Raw genomic sequence first — 16,612 nt, forward strand, 5'->3', positions numbered from 1 at the left:
TCAATCATTTTAAAGCTGAGATTGACAATGGATTTGTTTCAGGCGATGCGTGTGTATGTAAAGGTGGTTGAAACCGGCAGCCTGACGGCAGCGGCACAGGCGTGTTCGATTTCCACGACGATGGTCGGCAATCACTTGCGCGCATTGGAGCAGCGTCTGGGCGTCAGCCTTCTGCAGCGCACCACTCGCCGTCAGCGATTGACAGAGTTCGGCACCGCGTATTACCAGCGCTGCCTGGAAGTGCTGGGGCTGGTAGCCGAGTCCGAGCAAATGGCCGAACAGGCACAGGGCGATCCGACTGGCCTATTGCGCGTCACTGCACCGCTGACATTTGGCTCTGAAGTGCTGGCGCCTGCACTGGTCGAATTCTCGCGGCGCTTTCCAGAAGTCAAACTCGATCTGGTGCTGACCAATCAACGCCTGGACATGGTCGATAATGGCTTTGACGTCGCCATTCGCCTGGGCAATATTCCAGACTCTTCGCCCCTGATTGCGCGACCGATGCAGGACTACACCCTCACCATTTGCGCCGCGCAGGATTATCTGGATCGCAATGGCGCGCCAACCCACCCGGCGGATCTTGGTACGCACAATTGCCTGGCGTTCGCCTACCCGGCAGGAGACGAATGGCGCACTGCTGGCATGCTGTGGCGCATGACCGGTCCTGAAGGCGAAGTGCTGGTGGACGTGAGCGGCTCGATGGTTGCCAACACCTCCGCCGCTCTTTATCAGGCGGCTCGTGCAGGGATGGGCATAGTGATGCTACCGGATGCGCTGGTTCAGCGAGACGTGCAGGAGGGCCGGCTGGTTGCCCTGTTCCCCGACTACCATCTGCCCAGAAGACCGATGAACCTGCTGTACGTACAGGACCGTTATCGACTGCCTAAACTGAGAAGTTTTGTGGAGTTTGCGATGGGCCGTTGGGGGCGGTAATGCTGGCAGGGTTAAACGTAAATGTTGCATCCGGTGCGCGGCGTTGCGCCGGCACCGGATTTTTCGGGATGAAGACTCAGACCTTGAAGCGGCTGACCATACTCTGCAAATGAACACCCAGACGGGCAAGCTCGACGCTCGACGCGGCGGTTTGCTCACTGGCCGATGCCGTCTGCTCGGAGATATCCCGAACATTCAGGACACTGCGGTTGATCTCTTCGGCAACCGCACTCTGCTCTTCCGCTGCCGCAGCAATCTGGTGGTTCATCGTCTCGATGGTCGAGATCGCCTGAGTGATGTTGCTGATCGAAACGCCAGCGTTGCGCGTCAGCTCCACACTGTTGGCGGTAAGCGCCTGGCTGTTGTCGAGGATGGTTGCCACTTGAGTGGTACGGCTGTGCAATCCGCTGATCAGCGCTGCAATTTCCTCTGTCGAGGTCTGCGTGCGCTGTGCAAGGCTCCTTACTTCGTCAGCAACCACCGCAAAGCCACGTCCAGCCTCGCCTGCGCGGGCAGCTTCGATGGCAGCGTTGAGTGCCAGCAGATTGGTCTGTTCGGCAACCGCCTTGATCACGTCAAGCACGCCACCGATCTTGTTACTCTCGCTCTTGAGGTCATCCATAGCCGACTTGGAGAGCTGGACTTCTGTGGCCAGCTTTTCAATCTGAATGACAGCTTTGGAAACCACGCCATCGCCTTCCCGCGCTTCTTTCGAGGCATTGACCGCCGCATGGGAGGCTTGCTCTGCGTTTCTCGCCACTTCCTGAACGGTTGCGGACATCTCGTGCATCGCCGTAGCGACCTGGTCGGTCTCGCTTTTCTGACTGTTCACACCGGCACTGGTCTGCTCGGTCACTGCCGACAATTGCTCGGCAGCGCTGGCGATCTGGGTCACGCCATTACGCAGGCCGCCGATCAGCTCGCGCAAGTTGGTGGTCATGCGCAACATGCTGCTCTGCAACCGTCCAAGCTCGTCCTTGCGGGTCACCGCCTGGTTGTGCGTCAAATCGCCATCAGCCACGCGCTCGGCCAGCTTCAGTGTCTCAAGCAAAGGCCCTACGATCAGACGGGTGATCACCCACGCTGCCAGGAAACTCACGACCAATGCTGCAATCAGCCACATGGCGAGCATAGTTTTGGCCTGGTTCACGTCTTCAATTCTCAGGCTGACCTGATTTGCGGACAGCTGGTCAGCGGAGGCGAAAAGGATATTGATGTCTTTGTCGATGCCAGCCTGAGCCACCTCGATCTTGCCCTGCGCAGCGGTGAACTCGTTCAGGGTGTTCTGATAGCGGATCAGAGAGTCTTCAAGGCTCTTGGTAATTGCAGACTGGCTGTCGAAGCCAGGCAGATTTTTAACGTAGGTAATGACCGTGTTCATGGAGGCTTCTGCTGGCGCCTTGTTCTCGGCTTTCAGCGAATAGGTATAGCCGCGCAGATCGAAGCGCATTTTCTGGAACAACACCATTGCCTGAGTGATGGCATCACGATCCTGAGCATTGCCATTTTCCGATCGTGCGTAAGCATTGAGCGTCTTCAATGATTCGGCGCCGGCATCGGCATACTGGCCGAACACGCCACGGGTCGCTTCGCGCGCGGTGGTCGCCTGTATCACACTGTCGTACTGGATGCGGTAATCTTTCAGCGCGTCGGCGGACGCATTCACCAACGGTATATTCAGCGGAGAGTCGAACACTTCCTGCGCATACTTGACGTGGTTTTCCAATGCTTCAAGGGCTTTATTCCACTTGGCGGCTCGGTCGGCGTCGTAGTTGATGATGTAGGCCAGGCGAGCTATTCGCACATCACGGGTCAGCGCACTCAGCTTGCCGATGTCGGCAATCCTTTCACTTCGCTCGCTCAGCGAAGTGATACCGGTCCAGCCTGTCAGCGCAATCAGCACCGTCAGCACGATGACCAGAGCAAACCCCAGCGCTAGCTTGGACCTGACAGAAATATTGCTCAGAGTGTTTTTCAACTTAAGTCGCTCTTGGTAGGTCATCGGGTGAATACACGAGGCTGGTCCTTGCCGTCTATACAACACACAGATATCGGCAAAGCAGCACCAAACTTTAAAGTTGACGCCAATATTCTTCCCCGAAAATAATTCGCCGGAGGCTCTAATGCATATAGCTTTTTCATCCGGGTCAGATAGCATGGGCGTTTTGCACACACTGAGTATTCTGGAGAACGGCATGAGTCTGGAGTTGATCGCTTCAAGAGTCGCCTTGACGGCTGAGGAGCGCTCTGCAATTGCCGAGATCGAGGCAACGACCAACGTACTGCGGCTTGTTACCCGTCTGACTGGCATGCGCTTCGCGGGTATCTCGAAATTTACCGAGACCGACTGGATAGTCTGCTCGGTGTATGACCCGACCGGCCTCGGCATCGAAGACGATGACGTGTTCGAGCTTGAAACCACGCTGTGCAGCGAGCTGTGCACCAAGCCCGAGGCGCTGTTCATCCCGCAGATCAGCCAGAACGCCTGGTACGCGAATCGTCCGGTGGTAAAACGGTTTGCCATCGAAAGTTATGCAGGCGTGCCTATCTTTCTTCCAGACGGGCAGCTTTATGGTGCGCTGTGCGCTCTGGATTCACACGCGACGTCGTTTGACGACCCTGACCTGGCCGAAACGCTGACTCTGTTTGCACGACTGATCGGCTGTATTTTCTTCGCCAACATCACCGAGCCGGACCACAGGAACCGTTGAATGGCAGCGTTGACGCGGCTTGCATTCGGCTAAGGCCGGGGCGGCTGCTCCATCGCGGCGTACATGTGGACGGGCTCAAGCATGGCGCTGTTGAACTGGCTGTCATCGAGTTGCGACGGTTGCCGAGGCAAAACATGCCTCGATGAGTGCTCACGGTTCAAGGGCGTATCCAGCGTCATATCAATCCCGAAGTGAGGGAATGGTTCCTGCGCCACCCAGCCTCCGGCAGCCAGAACCAACAGCAGAAACACACCCGCAATGGGCTCTTTAGGTCCGCACATGACTGCATCTCCTGTCCGGTAAAACAATTCGGTTCAAAATGAGAAACTCGGCAGAGATGCTGCCAAGTCACTCGCCTGTCGCAGGCCGGCGGGTCACTCGAAAGGCTCTTCTCCCTGCAACTTGGTGCGGTGCATCATGCGCCCGCATGCCGGGTCATAAGCTTCTGCACGATGCAGGGTGCCGGTGTTGTCCCAGATCACCAGATCACCCACCTGCCACTCATGGCTGTAACTGAACGCCTCGGAGGTGGCCCACTCGCGAAGCCCCACCAGAATCTGTGCACTTTGCGCCGGGCTGACACCGACTACATGCTGCGCAGTGCAGCCCAGAATCAGCGACTTGCGACCGGAGCGGTGCTTCCACACCAACGGCAATCCCTTCTCACCGATGGCCTGCATCGAGGTGAGCATCGCAAGGCTGGGTTCCGGATTGTAATAGAGTAACGAAGTCCAGGGAGCGTGAATTACCCGAACGTATTCGTAACGTTGTTTGTCAGCGCTCGACAGACCTTCGTAAGCCGCATACGTATTACAGAAACCCGTATTCCCGCCCCAGCTTGCGGTCGCTTTGCAGGACAACAACGACGCCAGAATCGGCGCATCACTGCTGGTGCCGTCGATATGCCAGTAGAGCGAGCCTTTGAGAAACTCTGCGCCTGCCGGGTTCTCTTTCACGTCCAGACTGATTTTGGTGATGTTCTGCCCATCACTGGCTTCCGGGACAAAGGTACCCAGGGTCCGAGTAAAGGCGATCTGTTCAGCGTCGCTGAAGTGGATCTTCGGAAACACCAGCACACCCCGCTGCTCCAGCAGTTCACGGATCTCTCCGGCATGTTTACCTGACAGCAATGCCTGTTTGCTGGCGAAGAGGCGCGTGCCGATGGCTGGCTTGATGGGCTCGTGAAACAACCGGGCGTTCGAAGTAGCTAACATGATGCGACCCCCTCATAAGTGAACACAACGGTACACTTATGGAAGATACCGCGCAACATCTTATTGCGCATGCTGGTCGCCAACGAAGCCTGCGGCTTAAACTGATCAGCCCCATGCATCTCAAGGACTGAATCCACGTGCATCTCCCCGCCCCGCAAATCCTCATTCAGCGCCTGACTGAGGCGCACCTGGAAGGTGTGACCGCGCTGTACAACGAGCCAGCCGTCTGTCGTCAAGTGCTGCAGATGCCTTACCAGTCCATCGACGTCTGGCGCAAACGCCTGGCCGATAGCACCGAGCGCCATCTGAAACTGGTCGCGTTGAATGGTGGCGATGTGGTCGGCAATATCGGCCTTGAGCAATACTCACGCAGCCGGCAGAGCCATGTCGGAGCCTTCGGCATGGGCGTCGCATCCGCCTGGCAGGGCAAGGGCATCGGCTCCAGGTTGCTGGCAGCGGCACTGGACGTGGCGGACAACTGGATGAATCTACGCCGGGTCGAACTGACGGTGTATGCCGACAATGAGGCCGCGCAAGGCCTCTATCGCAAGTTCGGTTTTGAAGTCGAAGGTCGCCTGCGCAACTACGCCGTACGCGATGGCGAGTTCGTCGACGCCCTGAGTATGGCGCGGCTTAGATAAGCGCGGACGCTTGATGCGCCGCTTGAGCTGCGACTGAAAGCGTGCAAGGATCGCCCCCATGAATCGAACTCCTCAAAGCAACCGACACCACGCTCACAGCCCCTTCCCAAGGTGCTGCGGTTGCTTGTGCTCATCGATTGGCCAGACCTGAGTTCATATCTGACCCGTCAATGAAACAGACCAAGGCGCCCATGGCGCCTTTTTTATTGCCCGGCTATTTACACCGGCTATTACTGAAAAACAGTGGAGATCACAACCATGACCATGCTACGCGGAACCCGCATCGTAACCGGACCAGAAGCCGCCATCCTGCGTGAAACGGAAAGTCGTTTCCGGAGCTATCTTCATCGAAGCTGGCGCTGAAGAAGCCATCGTCCCGGCTTTGTGGGGCCAGGACACCTTTATCGAAAAGGCAGGTGGCAGTGAAATCATCGGTCAGATGTGGGCCTTCAATGACAAGGCCGGGCGCGCCTGCTGCCTGATCCCGGAGGCGACTGCGCTGTTTCAGGAACGCAGCGCCATGCTCCTGAACGGGCGAAGCGAAGCGCTGTTTTTCTATGTGGCGCGCTGTTATCGGTACGAGCGACCTCAGGCTGGGCGCTATCGGGAATTCACCCAGTTGGGGCTGGAAATTCTCGGCCCTTCGCCGCAGCAGGCATTGCTGCGCAGCCAGGCAATCTGCACGGGGTTTCTCGACGCACTGGGGCTGGATTACCAACTGAACATCGCAGTCAAACGCGGCCTGAGTTATTACCTGGAAGGCAACGGCTTTGAAGTGCGCTGCCCAGGATTGGGTGCACAGCAGCAAGTGGTCGGTGGTGGCGCCTATCGGGAGGGCGCCGGGTTCGGCATCGGGCTTGAGCGGTTGGTGCTGGCGCTTGGGCTTGATTAAAGCCATCTGACTTGCAGCGCCTCTGTTCGGGGGCGCTGCTCTGCCCACGCCGCCGCATGCCTAGTGAACGTCGAACCAATGAGGGTGCAGCTTCGGAAAATACTCTTTCAGCCACGCCACAAATGCCTGAACCTGCGGCGCAAGATGGGTCCGGCTCGGGTACAGCACGGAGACCGGACGCGGTGACGGGCGAAATGCTTCAAGGACTTCGACCAGCTCTCCGCTTGCCAGAAATGACTCAACGATGATGCCCGGCGCTTGCAGAATGCCGAAACCGGCAAGCCCGCATTGCACGTAGGCATTCGACTCGTTGACAGTAATGCCTCCACGCGCCGGGTACGGTACATCTTCACCTTTCAACGAAAAGTGCCAAGGCAGCGGTCTGTTGTTCTGGCCGGACAGAAAGCTCACCCCGCAATGGCTTTGCAGATCCTCCAGCGTTTCCGGTTTGCCAAAGGCTTGCAGATAGGCCGGTGCGGCGCAGGTCACCATCGTGGCCTCGCCAATTTTCCTGACCACCAGACTTGAATCAGGCAACTCACCGATGCGCAGCGCGCAATCAATGCCCTCAGCAACCAGATCCACAGTCCGGTCGGTAACCCCCAGCACGACGTCTATATCGGGAAATGCCCGAGTAAAGCCCTTGAGCGTTTCCATGAAGCTGCGCTGACTGAACGCTGCCGGAATGTCGATGCGAAGTCGCCCTCGCAAGGTCGAGCCGTTGCGGTCGAACATCGACGTGGTTTCGGCAAGATCCGCCAGATTGCTCTTCACCCGCTCATAGAAACGCAGGCCTTCAGCCGTGAGCTTTACGCTACGGGTTGTACGTTGAAACAGCCGCACGTCCAGAGACGCTTCGAGATCCTGAATGATTCGGGTCAGATGAGGCCGACCGACCTGCATGGCCTCCGCCACCTTGGTAAAACTGCCTAACTCGGCGAGTTTTACGAACACCTGCATCGACTGTAGAAGGTCCACCCTTGCATCCCCCCGGTAATCGCGCCGTGCGGCTATTGAAGGCTGATTGGTGCGCTGCAGGATAACAATCCTGTCGGTCTGTGCCCATTTATCTGCAACAGCGTTTTACCAACAATGACTCCAGCGCCCACAAGGCAGACAACCTCTGTGTGCCCACCTGATCACTGGAGATTTCAAATGAAAGCATGGCTGTTAAAAGACTTCGGGCTCGACAACCTGGTGCAGGGAGAAGCTGAAACGCCGGTCCCCAAAGCCGGAGAACTGCTGGTCAAGGTCGGTGCGGTGTCGCTCAACTTCCGCGACAAGGCCATTGTCGATGGTATCTACGAACCGCATCGCGTGCCCAAACCCCTCATCCCGGTCAGCGATGCCGCAGGCACCGTCGTGGCTGTCGGCGAAGGTGTCAGCCGCTTTGCAATAGGGGATCGCGTGAATTCACACCTCTACTCACGCTGGCTCGACGGCCCGCCAGGCCCGGACGAGCCCGACTACTGCTTTGGCTCGCCGCTACCCGGAGGGCTGGCCGAATACATGATCATTCATGAGCAAAGTGCAGTCCGCACCCCGGAGGCCATGTCTGACGAAGAGGCAGCCACACTGCCAATCGCCGCCCTGACCGCCTGGTACGCACTGGTCGACTTCGGCCAGATCGAGGCCGGGCAAACCGTTCTCGTCCAGGGCTCGGGCGGCGTGTCGATATTTGCCGCGCAGATTGCAACAGCGCTGGGTGCCAACGTCATCGCGACCTCCAGCAAGGACGAAAACCTGCACAGGGTCAAAGCGCTGGGCGCAGTGGCCGGGGTCAACTATCGAACCCATCCGGAATGGGCAGACGAAGTGCTGAAACTCACTGACGGCAAGGGCGTCGACCTGTTGCTGGACGTGGCAGGCGGCGATGGCATCAATCAATCGATTGCCGCCACCAAGGCTGGAGGACGCATCGCGCAAATCGGCTTTCTGACTGGCCAGACCTCGGCGCTGAACCTGATGCCGATGATCTTCCGCCAGACCACCTTCCGCGGCATCGCCGTAGCACCTCGCTCGTCGTTCGACCGGATGAACGCATTCCTCAACGAGCACAAGATCCGGCCGATCATCGATCACGTCTACCCCTTCGAACAGGCGCGCGAGGCCTTTGAACACCTGGCCAGAGGCGCATTCGGCAAGGTCGTGATCAAGGTCGCTCAGGCCTGATCCGAATGGATCAGCACTGGTTACAGTTAATGGCTTGCAGCAGGCCGGGTGCGCGCAACGGGTTACACTGCGCGTCCACCCTGCCCTGACCCGAGGCCCTGCATGAAAGTTGGCGTGATTTCCGACACCCACGGACTGCTGCGTCCTGAAGCCATTGCCGCGCTTGAAGGCTGCGAAGCAATCATCCACGCCGGTGACATCGGCAGCCAGGACATCGTCGACCAACTGACTGCCATCGCCCCGTTGCACATCGTACGTGGCAACAACGACATGGACGCTGCCTGGGCAACGCCCATCGCCGACCACCTGCGCTTCGCTATCGAAGGCTGGCAAACCCTGCTGGTCCACGACATCGCCGACGTTCCGGCACTGCTGGACGACAGCGTGAAACTGGTCATCACCGGGCACTCACACAAACCGCTCATCGAATGGCGCGGGGACACGCTGTATCTCAATCCGGGCAGTGCCGGACGAAGGCGTTTCAAACTGCCGGTGACGCTGGCACTGCTTGACGTGAGCGCGGATGCGATGGTGCCGACCCTGGTCAGGTTGATTGACTGACAAACAGGGCTGAAATCACACAAACGCTCGTTCCAGAGCTCTGGAGCATGCGTAACGAGAATATTCAAACCCAGCCCAGAAAATCCCCGCCGTTGTCGCGCAGCATCTGCAACATGCCCTCCGCCGCTGGCGACAGGTAGCCGCCCTTGCGCTGGGTCACGCCAATGGTGCGTTTCATGGTGGTCTGTTCCAGCGGTACTTCGCGCAGGTGTTGCATGGTCTTGCCGAACTCCAGCGATTCGCGGGCGATGAAACTCAGCAGGTTGCCCTGGGCAATCAGACCCGGCAGCAGGGAAATCGAGTTGGCTTCGATCTGTACGGTCGGCAATGGCAGCCCATGCGCGGCAAATGCAGCATCCAGCCATTTGCGCGAAGACACACTGGCGGGCGGCAATACCCAGCGGTAAGCGCACAGGTCGCTCATTTGCAAGGATGTCTTGAAGATCGGATGCTGCTTGCTGGCGATGACCACGGCTTCATCCTTGAATACCGCAAAGCTGCTCACATCATCACTGTCCGGCACGAGCCCGCAGATGATCATGTCGAGTTGCCCGGAACGCAGGGATTCACGCAGCAGGTCATCCTGACCGATCACCAGTTTGAACGTGACGTCAGGCGAGCGCTGCAATAACGCCGAGGTCAGTTTCGGCATCAGGTATTCGGCCATGGTTGCCGCGCAACCGACACGGATATTACCCACCATGCCGCTGGCAAAATCCCTCACCTCGCGCTGGGTTTGAGCAATGCTCTGCTGCAACTCCTTGCCGCGCGCCTGCAACAGCTCGCCTACCGGCGTCAGCTTGATGCGCCGACCGTCACGCTGAAACAGCCGGGTGCCGAACGACTCCTCCAGACGCTGGATGCTTTTGGTCAGCGCAGGCTGGCTGCGATTGAGCTTTTCCGCAGCCCGCCCAAGATGGCCCAGTTCGGCAATGGTTTCGAAATAAGTGAGATCGCGCAGGTCCATATCTATCAACCAAAGTTATCAATTCATGACTATTAGAAAATAGACTTGATGGGTTGCGATGTCGATACTGTGCGCATGTGATTCATCTCATTCAAGGAGAACGTCCTTGTCACAGGCTGCACGTGTTTCGATATCCACCCTTCCCCCGCTAGCCCAATGGGCTGGCCTGATTCTGATGGCAGGTATTGCTGGTCACCTGCTCAAACTGTTCAACATGCCTGCCGCGATGTTCCTTGGACCGATGCTGGTCGCCATTGGCTTTGGCGTTTCGGGCGCAACCATCCGAATGCATAAACGCATCTTTCAACTGGGCCAGGGCACCGTTGGCGTACTGATTGCGCATGCGATGTCGGTCAGCGTGCTGCTGACGGCATTGCAATCCTGGCCAGTGATGTTGCTGGCAACGGTTCTGACCGTTGTGCTCAGCGCGGCAGTCGGCCTGATACTGGTGCGCTTTGCCGGTATTCCGAGCAACACGGCCGCTTGGGGTACTTCGCCCGGCGCAGCATCGGCGATGGTCGCGATGTCTGAAGATTACGGTGCAGATTCGCGAATCGTCGCCACCATGCAGTACGTGCGAGTCGTCTGTGTGGTGACCATCGGCGCACTGGTTAGCCACTTTATCGGTGCCTCGGGCACTGAGGCGCACCACAGTGCGGCCGTAGTGAACAGCCTGAGCCTGCCTGATCTGGGCATGAGCCTGGCGGTCATTGTGGTTGGCGTGGTGCTGGGCTCGCGTCTACCGGCTGGTGCGTTGCTGGTGCCGTTGTTGCTGGGCGGTGCCCTGCAACTGAGCGGGGTTCTGCAGATCACCATACCCGGCTGGCTGCTGCCGATCGGTTACGGCGCCATCGGCTGCTATGTCGGGCTGCGTTTCGACCAGCCGACCGTGCGGTATGTCTGGAGGCGACTGCCGATGATGATTCTGGCTTCGATGTTGTTGATCGTGCTGTGCGCGCTGTCGGCGTGGCTGATTGCGGTCATGATGGGCAAGGATTACCTGTCGGTCTACCTGGCCACCAGCCCCGGCGGCCTGGATACCATGGCAATCATCGCCATCGATACCCATGCCGACGTCGGCTTCGTACTTGCCATGCAGACCCTGCGCCTGTTCGGGGTGATTCTGACCGGCAGCTTCCTCGCCCGGCAGATCATTCGTTGGACCGACAAGCCCATCCCCGCGCTCTGATCACACGCCGAGGACTCTCGGTCAGTCCAGCCCCGCCAGGGCGCTGGCCAGACTGGGTGCCAGCGGCAGCACTGGCAGCAGCGTTGCCTGATAGGCGTGATACAGATCGGGTTTGCCCGGCCAGATATCCTCGCTCGGCTGGTTTCGCTCATTCAGTTCGTGACGCCAACTGCCATGTTCAATGTCGATGAACAGGGTTTCGTTGAACTCCCAGAAACAGCGATACCAGTCTTCGTACTGCTGCTCGCCAGTACGCTGCAACAAGGCAGCGGCTGCCGCGACAGCCTCGCAATGCGTCCAGTGCAGACGATGGCGAACCACCGGTTTGTTCTGCCAGTCGAGGGTGTAGACGATGCCCGGAGCACCGTCGACATCCCAGCCATAGTGACAGGCATTGGCGAACAACTGCCGGGCATCGTCGAGTAACCATTCAGGGTTGGTGCGCCCGGCGCGACGCCGCGACGCTTCCAGATGCAGCACCAGGCGCGCCCACTCGAACGCATGGCCGGGTGTGGTGCCGAACGGCCGAAAGCCGTCCGCCGGGTTGTCATGGTTGTAATCCGGCAGCGGCTGCCAGTCCGACGAGAAGTGTTCGATGACCTGAAAATTATTGGCCCCCGCATGCTGGTGAATCACCCGCTCGACGATGCTCAGGGCCCGGTCGAGCCATTGCGCGTCGCCGGTGACATCGGCAAGGGCAAGAAAGGCCTCAGTGCTGTGCATGTTGCTATTGGCACCACGATAGGGTTCTTCGTCGCTCCAGTCCTGGGAAAAGGATTCGCGCATGGCGCCTTCTTCGTCACTCCAGAAGCGGGTCTGAATCACCTGTATCACATCGGACAGCAACGCCTGCGCAGCGGGTCGGCCGGCAACCACCGCAGAGCTGGCCGCCAGCGCGACGAATGCGTGCAGGTAGGCCTGTTTATCGGTCTTGCCATTGTCTTCAGGTGCGGCATTGAACCAGCCGCCATGCTCGGCATCGCGCAGCGGACCACTCAAGGCAGCGATGCCATGGTCGATCAGCGCGGCGCAGCCAGGGATACCTTGCGTATAGGCCATGGCGAAACAATGAGTCATGCGTGCGGTGTTCATCGTTCCGGCCGTGGCACCGACCATCAAGCGTCCATAGTCATCGAGGCCGCCAAAACCGTTTTCCAGTTTCGCTGCCTTGGCGAAACCCAGCAGACGTTTGCCTTCCAGTGCCAGCCAATGATGATGGGCCGGTGAGCGTAACCAACTGCTGAAGGTGTGATTATTATTGTCCATGACGCGATGCCGCCCCCTTCAATAAGGTTGAACCCAAACTTTATCGGAGGTCATTTCGACCGAGGGCATAATGCGCGCCCGGTCGTTCTACGGCAAGCAGACACAGCCTGCAGCATTGCAGGCTTTTACACCTTGAAGCGTGAGACGACCTGATTCAGGTCCGCTGCCAGACGCGACAGTTCGTGGCTCGATGCACTGATCTGATTGGCGCCCTGGGTGGATTGCATGGACAGGTCACGAATGTTGACGATGTTGCGGTCGACTTCACGCGACACTTGCGCCTGCTCTTCCGCAGCACTGGCGATGACCAGGTTACGCTCGGAAATCTGATTGATTGACGCAGTGATTTCGCTGAGCGATTCACCAGCGCCCTTGGCCAACGACAGTGTCGAATCGGCGCGGTCACGGCTGATGTTCATGGAGTCCAGCGCTTGTGCCGATCCGCTGCGCATGGCACTGACCATGGAATCGATTTCCAGTGTCGACTGCTGGGTACGATGCGCCAATGCCCGCACTTCGTCTGCTACCACCGCAAAGCCTCGGCCCGACTCGCCCGCACGCGCCGCCTCGATAGCCGCGTTGAGCGCCAGAAGGTTGGTTTGCTCGGCAATCGAGCGAATCACATCAAGCACCTTGCCGATGTCCTGAGACTGGTTGGCGAGATTTTGCACCAGTGCCGAGGTGGACTGTACGTTGTCAGTCAGCGTCTGGATCGACTGCACGGTTTCGATCACCCGCGTCTGCCCGGCCTGCGCCGAAGTACTGGACTGGTTGGAGGCGTCGGAAGTGGACACCGCGTTACGCGCCACTTCTTCCACTGCGGAGGTCATTTCGTTGATCGCCGTGGCGGCCTGATCGATCTCGGCGTTTTGCTGGTGCAGACCGCGATAGCTGTCTTCGGTCACCGAATTCAGTTCGGTGGCTGCCGAGGCCAGCTGAGTAGCCGAGCTGCCGATGTGGCGCATGGCGTCGCGCAGATTGACCTGCATGGTTGCCAGCGCGCGCAGCAGACGCGTGACCTCGTCTTCGCCATCGACTTCGATGCTATGGGTCAAATCACCCTGGGCCACCTGCTCGGCAGCGTTCACGGCGCGTTGCAGGGGGCGAACGATACTGCGGGTCAACCACAGTGCCAGACCGATGGTGCACAGTGCGGCAAGGACCACAAAGGCAATCACGATATCGCGCGATTTGCTGTACTGCGCCTCGGCCGACTTGCCTTCGGCATCGACTTTGGTCATGTAGAAATCAGCCAGATCATTGAGCTGTTTGCCCGAGCCGTCGACGATCTGTTTCATGTCGATCAACAGCAGCTTGTTCAGACCGGCGCTATCGCTTTGGTTGGCGAGTACAAAAGAGCGGTCCAGCGCGCTTCGATACTGTCCCAAGGTCACCATGAACTGTTCAGTGAGGGACTTTTCTTCAGGGGTGTCGACAAACGTCTTGAGGATGTCCAGCTTCTTGTTCAGATCGCCCAGACGCACGTCCATTTGCCCGCGATAGGACGGAATGCTTGCAGGATCGGTGTCCAGCGCCATGCGCAGGGAGATGGTCCGAATGCGCAGCATGATTTCCCGAATATCGTTGACCACTCGCATGCTGGGCAGCCAATTGGTTTCCACAGCCACCTCGCTCTGTCGAATGGTCGACATCTGCGCCAGCGCGAACCAGCCAAGCAATGCCACCAGCAGGGAGATCAGGGTAAAACCCAGGCCGGCACGACGAGCGATAGTGAGTTTGCGTATGTTCATGGACAGAACTCTTTTATATTTGGAGGGCGGTGCCTGACGAGAAGTTGTCAGACAACCGAAGGGTATCGTCTCTGTCCTACTATTCTTGAGAGCAATCGGTGATAAGTCCGAAGGTGGCTATCAACGACGTGCGGCCAACTGCCAGAGCAGCGCAATATCCCTGGCGCGATCATGCAGCAGGCCGCTGGCGTCGCGGCAGGCTTGCGCAAGGCTCATAGGGCCGCTGACCAGCGCGAAGGCCGCGCTGATTCCGTGCTGGTAGAGCTGTTCATAGCCATCGCCGAGCGTACCAGCCAGCACAATCACCGGTACCCGTTGCCGCTGCGCGACCCGGGCAACCCCAAACGGTGTCTTGCCACGCAGGGTCTGTGCGTCAAAACGACCTTCTCCGGTAATCACCAGATCGGCACCGATCAGCGCCTGTTCAAGCCCGGTCAGGTCCGTAACAACCTCGACACCGGGGCGAAACGAAGCATTCAGATACGCCTTGGCGGCGAAGCCCATGCCCCCGGCCGCGCCACTGCCAGGACTGTCGCGCAGGTCTTGCCCGAGGACCTGCGCTGAATGATCGGCGAAATGCCCAAGTGCAGCATCCAGCGCCAATACCTGCACGGCGGAAGCGCCCTTTTGCGGGCCGAATATATGTGACGCGCCATGGGTTCCGCACAGTGGATTATCGACATCGGCGGCAATCTCTACGCACACGTCAGACAAGCGCGGATCAAAGCCGCTCAGGTCGATGCGTGCGAGCCCCGCAAGTGCCAGACCTCCGGCCTGCAATGGCTGCCCCTCGGCGTCGAGAAAGCGTGCGCCCAATGCCGAGAGCATGCCGCTGCCGCCATCATTGGTCGCACTGCCGCCAATGGCCAGGATCACTCGTTGCGCCCCGATGTCCAGCGCGGCCCGAATCAGTTGTCCGGTGCCGAAGGTGCTGGTCACACAGGCATCGCGCTGCTCCAGAGTCAGCAATTGCAGGCCGCTGGCCATCGCCATTTCGATGATTGCGGTCCTGCTGTCCGCCAGCCAACCCCACTGCGCCTCGACCGGCGTGCCGAGCGGCCCGCTGACGCTGGCGCTCATCAACTGGCCATTGCAGGCGTCCAACACAGCTTCGATGGTGCCCTCACCCCCGTCGGCCATGGGGCACTTGATCAGTTCGGCATCAGGCCAGACATCGGCCAGACCACTGGCAATCGCATCGGCAACGGCCTGCGCGCTGAGGCTGTCTTTGAACGAGTCAGGGGCGATGACTATTTTCATTATTGTTCTCCGTAATTTCTTGTTCTAAATACCCGAAAGCAGAATATCTCGAAGCGTAATGTGACACTAATCAGCCTACTCTCGTGGCACCAATCGCTCTCGACTATTGCTGAGGTGCGTCCACATGGCTGCGCGGGCAGCGTCCGGGTCCTTGCGGCGAATGGCGCTGAGCAGCGCCTCATGCTCCAGATTGGCCAGATAGCCCTGATGCGCCAGGTTGTTGCCAGCCCGCTCGCTGGCCGCAATGCGGCTGCGCGGAATGATCGCGCTGCCCAAGTGCTGCATGATCTCCATGAAGTACGGATTGCCCGTGGCTTCGGCAATCAGCATATGGAAGCGCTTGTCAGCCTCGACGCAGCTGTCTTCATTGGCCAGCAGGTCCTGATAGTCGTCCAGCGCCTGACGCATGGCCGCCAGCTGTTCATCGGTGCGGCGCAGAGCGGCCAACGCCACCGCCTGGGTTTCCAGGCCGATGCGCAACTCGATGATGTCGCGCACTCGCGAAACGGTTTCAACCTTGAGGCGCAGCCCGGTCTGATCACTGCGCTCCAGCACAAAGGTGCCGATGCCGTGATGAGTGACGACCAGCCCGGATGCCTGCAACTTGGAAATCGCTTCGCGTACCACTGTACGACTGACGCCGTGCTCGCGGACGATCTGATTTTCGGAGGGCAACTTCTGACCGGGTGCGATCTTGCCCAGCAAGATGCGCTGACTCAGCTCAGTGACAAGATCAGTGGCAAGGCTGTGCTGACGACGCTTGGGCGCCGGGCTGACGGATTCCTGCATAGTGTCCAGGTCCTCACTTGTCTGAATCGGTAACCACAAAGCACCTTTAGCGAAGTGCGCATGGCCATGAATGCGCAGAGCCCCTTGGTTTCAAAGGCCTGAACGCTTGTCTTACTTGTATTACAAGTGCTACTGCCGTGTCAAAATCTCCTGGATATGCGCCGAGCCTTTCTGACACCGATCGAACCTCAAAAAAAAACTAAAGCACAGCACACCCAAGCTTCCAAACTTGGCCCTAAAGCCCTTTATAAAGGGCTTTTTTCAGA

Annotated in this window: 16 protein-coding genes and 2 pseudogenes; 7 read left to right on the forward strand and 11 right to left on the reverse strand. The window is 58.8% G+C overall.

All coding sequences use genetic code 11. The features are described 5' to 3' along the window. Positions 1 to 27: 27 nt before the first annotated feature. Entirely contained in the window at positions 28 to 933 is a 906-nt protein-coding gene (locus N018_RS15245) for a LysR family transcriptional regulator (RefSeq protein WP_024646532.1), read from the forward strand. A gap of 76 nt (positions 934 to 1,009) precedes the next feature. On the opposite strand, the gene N018_RS28630 is transcribed toward N018_RS15245, so the two are convergent. Beyond that, positions 1,010 to 1,882 carry a methyl-accepting chemotaxis protein gene (locus N018_RS28630; protein WP_418903482.1) on the reverse strand — a complete coding sequence of 291 codons (873 nt, stop codon included), beginning with the start codon at positions 1,880 to 1,882 and terminating at the stop codon, positions 1,010 to 1,012. Continuing rightward, positions 1,865 to 3,244, reverse strand: a pseudogene (locus tag N018_RS28635) (methyl-accepting chemotaxis protein); the annotation flags it as partial. The pseudogene N018_RS28635 and the gene N018_RS28630, both read right to left, overlap by 18 nt. On the opposite strand from N018_RS28635, the gene N018_RS15255 reads away from it, so the two are divergent. After that, positions 3,129 to 3,644 carry a GAF domain-containing protein gene (locus tag N018_RS15255; protein WP_024646534.1) on the forward strand — a complete coding sequence of 172 codons (516 nt, stop codon included), beginning with the start codon at positions 3,129 to 3,131 and terminating at the stop codon, positions 3,642 to 3,644. The pseudogene N018_RS28635 and the gene N018_RS15255 overlap by 116 nt on opposite strands. A 29-nt stretch (positions 3,645 to 3,673) precedes the next feature. Here the strand turns inward: N018_RS15255 and N018_RS15260 are convergent, their stop codons facing one another. Next, positions 3,674 to 3,925, reverse strand: a complete 252-nt coding sequence (locus N018_RS15260; RefSeq protein WP_024646535.1) for a hypothetical protein — start codon at positions 3,923 to 3,925, stop codon at positions 3,674 to 3,676. A gap of 93 nt (positions 3,926 to 4,018) precedes the next feature. Next, on the reverse strand, positions 4,019 to 4,858 hold the full coding sequence (locus N018_RS15265; RefSeq protein ID WP_025390136.1) for a TauD/TfdA dioxygenase family protein: 840 nt from the start codon (positions 4,856 to 4,858) through the stop codon (positions 4,019 to 4,021). Between the two features lie 137 nt (positions 4,859 to 4,995). Here N018_RS15265 and N018_RS15270 point away from each other — a divergent pair, with 137 nt between their 5' ends. Together N018_RS15270 and N018_RS15275 are read left to right on the forward strand one after the other, a co-directional pair. After that, positions 4,996 to 5,499 (forward strand): GNAT family N-acetyltransferase, encoded by a 504-nt coding sequence (locus N018_RS15270; protein ID WP_025390137.1) that lies wholly within the window; start codon positions 4,996 to 4,998, stop codon positions 5,497 to 5,499. Positions 5,500 to 5,812: 313 nt separating this feature from the next. Further along, the gene (locus N018_RS15275) at positions 5,813 to 6,391 is read left to right on the forward strand and encodes an ATP phosphoribosyltransferase regulatory subunit (RefSeq protein ID WP_025390138.1); all 579 of its coding nucleotides are present in this window, start codon (positions 5,813 to 5,815) and stop codon (positions 6,389 to 6,391) included. Positions 6,392 to 6,451: 60 nt separating this feature from the next. Here N018_RS15275 and N018_RS15280 read toward each other — a convergent pair whose 3' ends face one another. Then, the gene (locus N018_RS15280) at positions 6,452 to 7,351 is read right to left on the reverse strand and encodes a LysR family transcriptional regulator (protein ID WP_025390139.1); all 900 of its coding nucleotides are present in this window, start codon (positions 7,349 to 7,351) and stop codon (positions 6,452 to 6,454) included. Between the two features lie 195 nt (positions 7,352 to 7,546). On the opposite strand from N018_RS15280, the gene N018_RS15285 reads away from it, so the two are divergent. Continuing rightward, entirely contained in the window at positions 7,547 to 8,563 is a 1,017-nt protein-coding gene (locus N018_RS15285) for a zinc-dependent alcohol dehydrogenase family protein (protein WP_025390140.1), read from the forward strand. A gap of 102 nt (positions 8,564 to 8,665) precedes the next feature. Next, positions 8,666 to 9,124: a metallophosphoesterase family protein gene (locus N018_RS15290; RefSeq protein WP_025390141.1), complete on the forward strand. Its 459-nt coding sequence runs from the start codon at positions 8,666 to 8,668 to the stop codon at positions 9,122 to 9,124. A 64-nt stretch (positions 9,125 to 9,188) separates the two neighbouring features. Here N018_RS15290 and N018_RS15295 read toward each other — a convergent pair whose 3' ends face one another. Beyond that, positions 9,189 to 10,091 carry a LysR family transcriptional regulator gene (locus N018_RS15295; RefSeq protein ID WP_024646542.1) on the reverse strand — a complete coding sequence of 301 codons (903 nt, stop codon included), beginning with the start codon at positions 10,089 to 10,091 and terminating at the stop codon, positions 9,189 to 9,191. A gap of 106 nt (positions 10,092 to 10,197) precedes the next feature. Between N018_RS15295 and N018_RS15300 the strand changes: the two genes are divergently transcribed. Then, positions 10,198 to 11,280: an AbrB family transcriptional regulator gene (locus N018_RS15300; RefSeq protein ID WP_025390142.1), complete on the forward strand. Its 1,083-nt coding sequence runs from the start codon at positions 10,198 to 10,200 to the stop codon at positions 11,278 to 11,280. A gap of 21 nt (positions 11,281 to 11,301) precedes the next feature. On the opposite strand, the gene N018_RS15305 is transcribed toward N018_RS15300, so the two are convergent. The 5 genes and pseudogenes from N018_RS15305 to N018_RS15320 form a co-directional block, all read right to left on the reverse strand. Then, positions 11,302 to 12,546 carry a D-mannose isomerase gene (locus tag N018_RS15305; protein ID WP_025390143.1) on the reverse strand — a complete coding sequence of 415 codons (1,245 nt, stop codon included), beginning with the start codon at positions 12,544 to 12,546 and terminating at the stop codon, positions 11,302 to 11,304. A gap of 125 nt (positions 12,547 to 12,671) precedes the next feature. Beyond that, positions 12,672 to 13,535, reverse strand: a complete 864-nt coding sequence (locus N018_RS28640; RefSeq protein ID WP_418903483.1) for a methyl-accepting chemotaxis protein — start codon at positions 13,533 to 13,535, stop codon at positions 12,672 to 12,674. Then, a pseudogene (locus N018_RS28645) lies at positions 13,527 to 14,297 on the reverse strand (HAMP domain-containing protein); the annotation flags it as partial. The pseudogene N018_RS28645 and the gene N018_RS28640, both read right to left, overlap by 9 nt. A gap of 120 nt (positions 14,298 to 14,417) precedes the next feature. Then, the gene (locus tag N018_RS15315) at positions 14,418 to 15,557 is read right to left on the reverse strand and encodes a glycerate kinase (RefSeq protein WP_025390144.1); all 1,140 of its coding nucleotides are present in this window, start codon (positions 15,555 to 15,557) and stop codon (positions 14,418 to 14,420) included. 75 nt (positions 15,558 to 15,632) lie between these two features. Beyond that, on the reverse strand, positions 15,633 to 16,346 hold the full coding sequence (locus N018_RS15320) for a FadR/GntR family transcriptional regulator (protein ID WP_025390145.1): 714 nt from the start codon (positions 16,344 to 16,346) through the stop codon (positions 15,633 to 15,635). Positions 16,347 to 16,612 lie beyond the last annotated feature (266 nt).

This window comes from Pseudomonas syringae CC1557, from assembly GCF_000452705.1.
GTDB classification, from domain to species: Bacteria; Pseudomonadota; Gammaproteobacteria; order Pseudomonadales; family Pseudomonadaceae; genus Aquipseudomonas; species Aquipseudomonas syringae_F.

What these genes read in the sequence shown, in the direction of transcription:
- N018_RS15245 (WP_024646532.1), top strand. Translation starts at nt 28, where the DNA reads ATGGATTTGTTTCAGGCGATGCGTGTGTATGTAAAGGTGGTTGAAACC.
- N018_RS28630 (WP_418903482.1), bottom strand. Translation starts at nt 1,882, where the DNA reads ATGTTGCGCATGACCACCAACTTGCGCGAGCTGATCGGCGGCCTGCGT.
- N018_RS15255 (WP_024646534.1), top strand. Translation starts at nt 3,129, where the DNA reads ATGAGTCTGGAGTTGATCGCTTCAAGAGTCGCCTTGACGGCTGAGGAG.
- N018_RS15260 (WP_024646535.1), bottom strand. Translation starts at nt 3,925, where the DNA reads ATGTGCGGACCTAAAGAGCCCATTGCGGGTGTGTTTCTGCTGTTGGTT.
- N018_RS15265 (WP_025390136.1), bottom strand. Translation starts at nt 4,858, where the DNA reads ATGTTAGCTACTTCGAACGCCCGGTTGTTTCACGAGCCCATCAAGCCA.
- N018_RS15280 (WP_025390139.1), bottom strand. Translation starts at nt 7,351, where the DNA reads ATGCAGGTGTTCGTAAAACTCGCCGAGTTAGGCAGTTTTACCAAGGTG.
- N018_RS15285 (WP_025390140.1), top strand. Translation starts at nt 7,547, where the DNA reads ATGAAAGCATGGCTGTTAAAAGACTTCGGGCTCGACAACCTGGTGCAG.
- N018_RS15290 (WP_025390141.1), top strand. Translation starts at nt 8,666, where the DNA reads ATGAAAGTTGGCGTGATTTCCGACACCCACGGACTGCTGCGTCCTGAA.
- N018_RS15295 (WP_024646542.1), bottom strand. Translation starts at nt 10,091, where the DNA reads ATGGACCTGCGCGATCTCACTTATTTCGAAACCATTGCCGAACTGGGC.
- N018_RS15305 (WP_025390143.1), bottom strand. Translation starts at nt 12,546, where the DNA reads ATGGACAATAATAATCACACCTTCAGCAGTTGGTTACGCTCACCGGCC.
- N018_RS28640 (WP_418903483.1), bottom strand. Translation starts at nt 13,535, where the DNA reads ATGCAGGTCAATCTGCGCGACGCCATGCGCCACATCGGCAGCTCGGCT.
- N018_RS15315 (WP_025390144.1), bottom strand. Translation starts at nt 15,557, where the DNA reads ATGAAAATAGTCATCGCCCCTGACTCGTTCAAAGACAGCCTCAGCGCG.
- N018_RS15320 (WP_025390145.1), bottom strand. Translation starts at nt 16,346, where the DNA reads ATGCAGGAATCCGTCAGCCCGGCGCCCAAGCGTCGTCAGCACAGCCTT.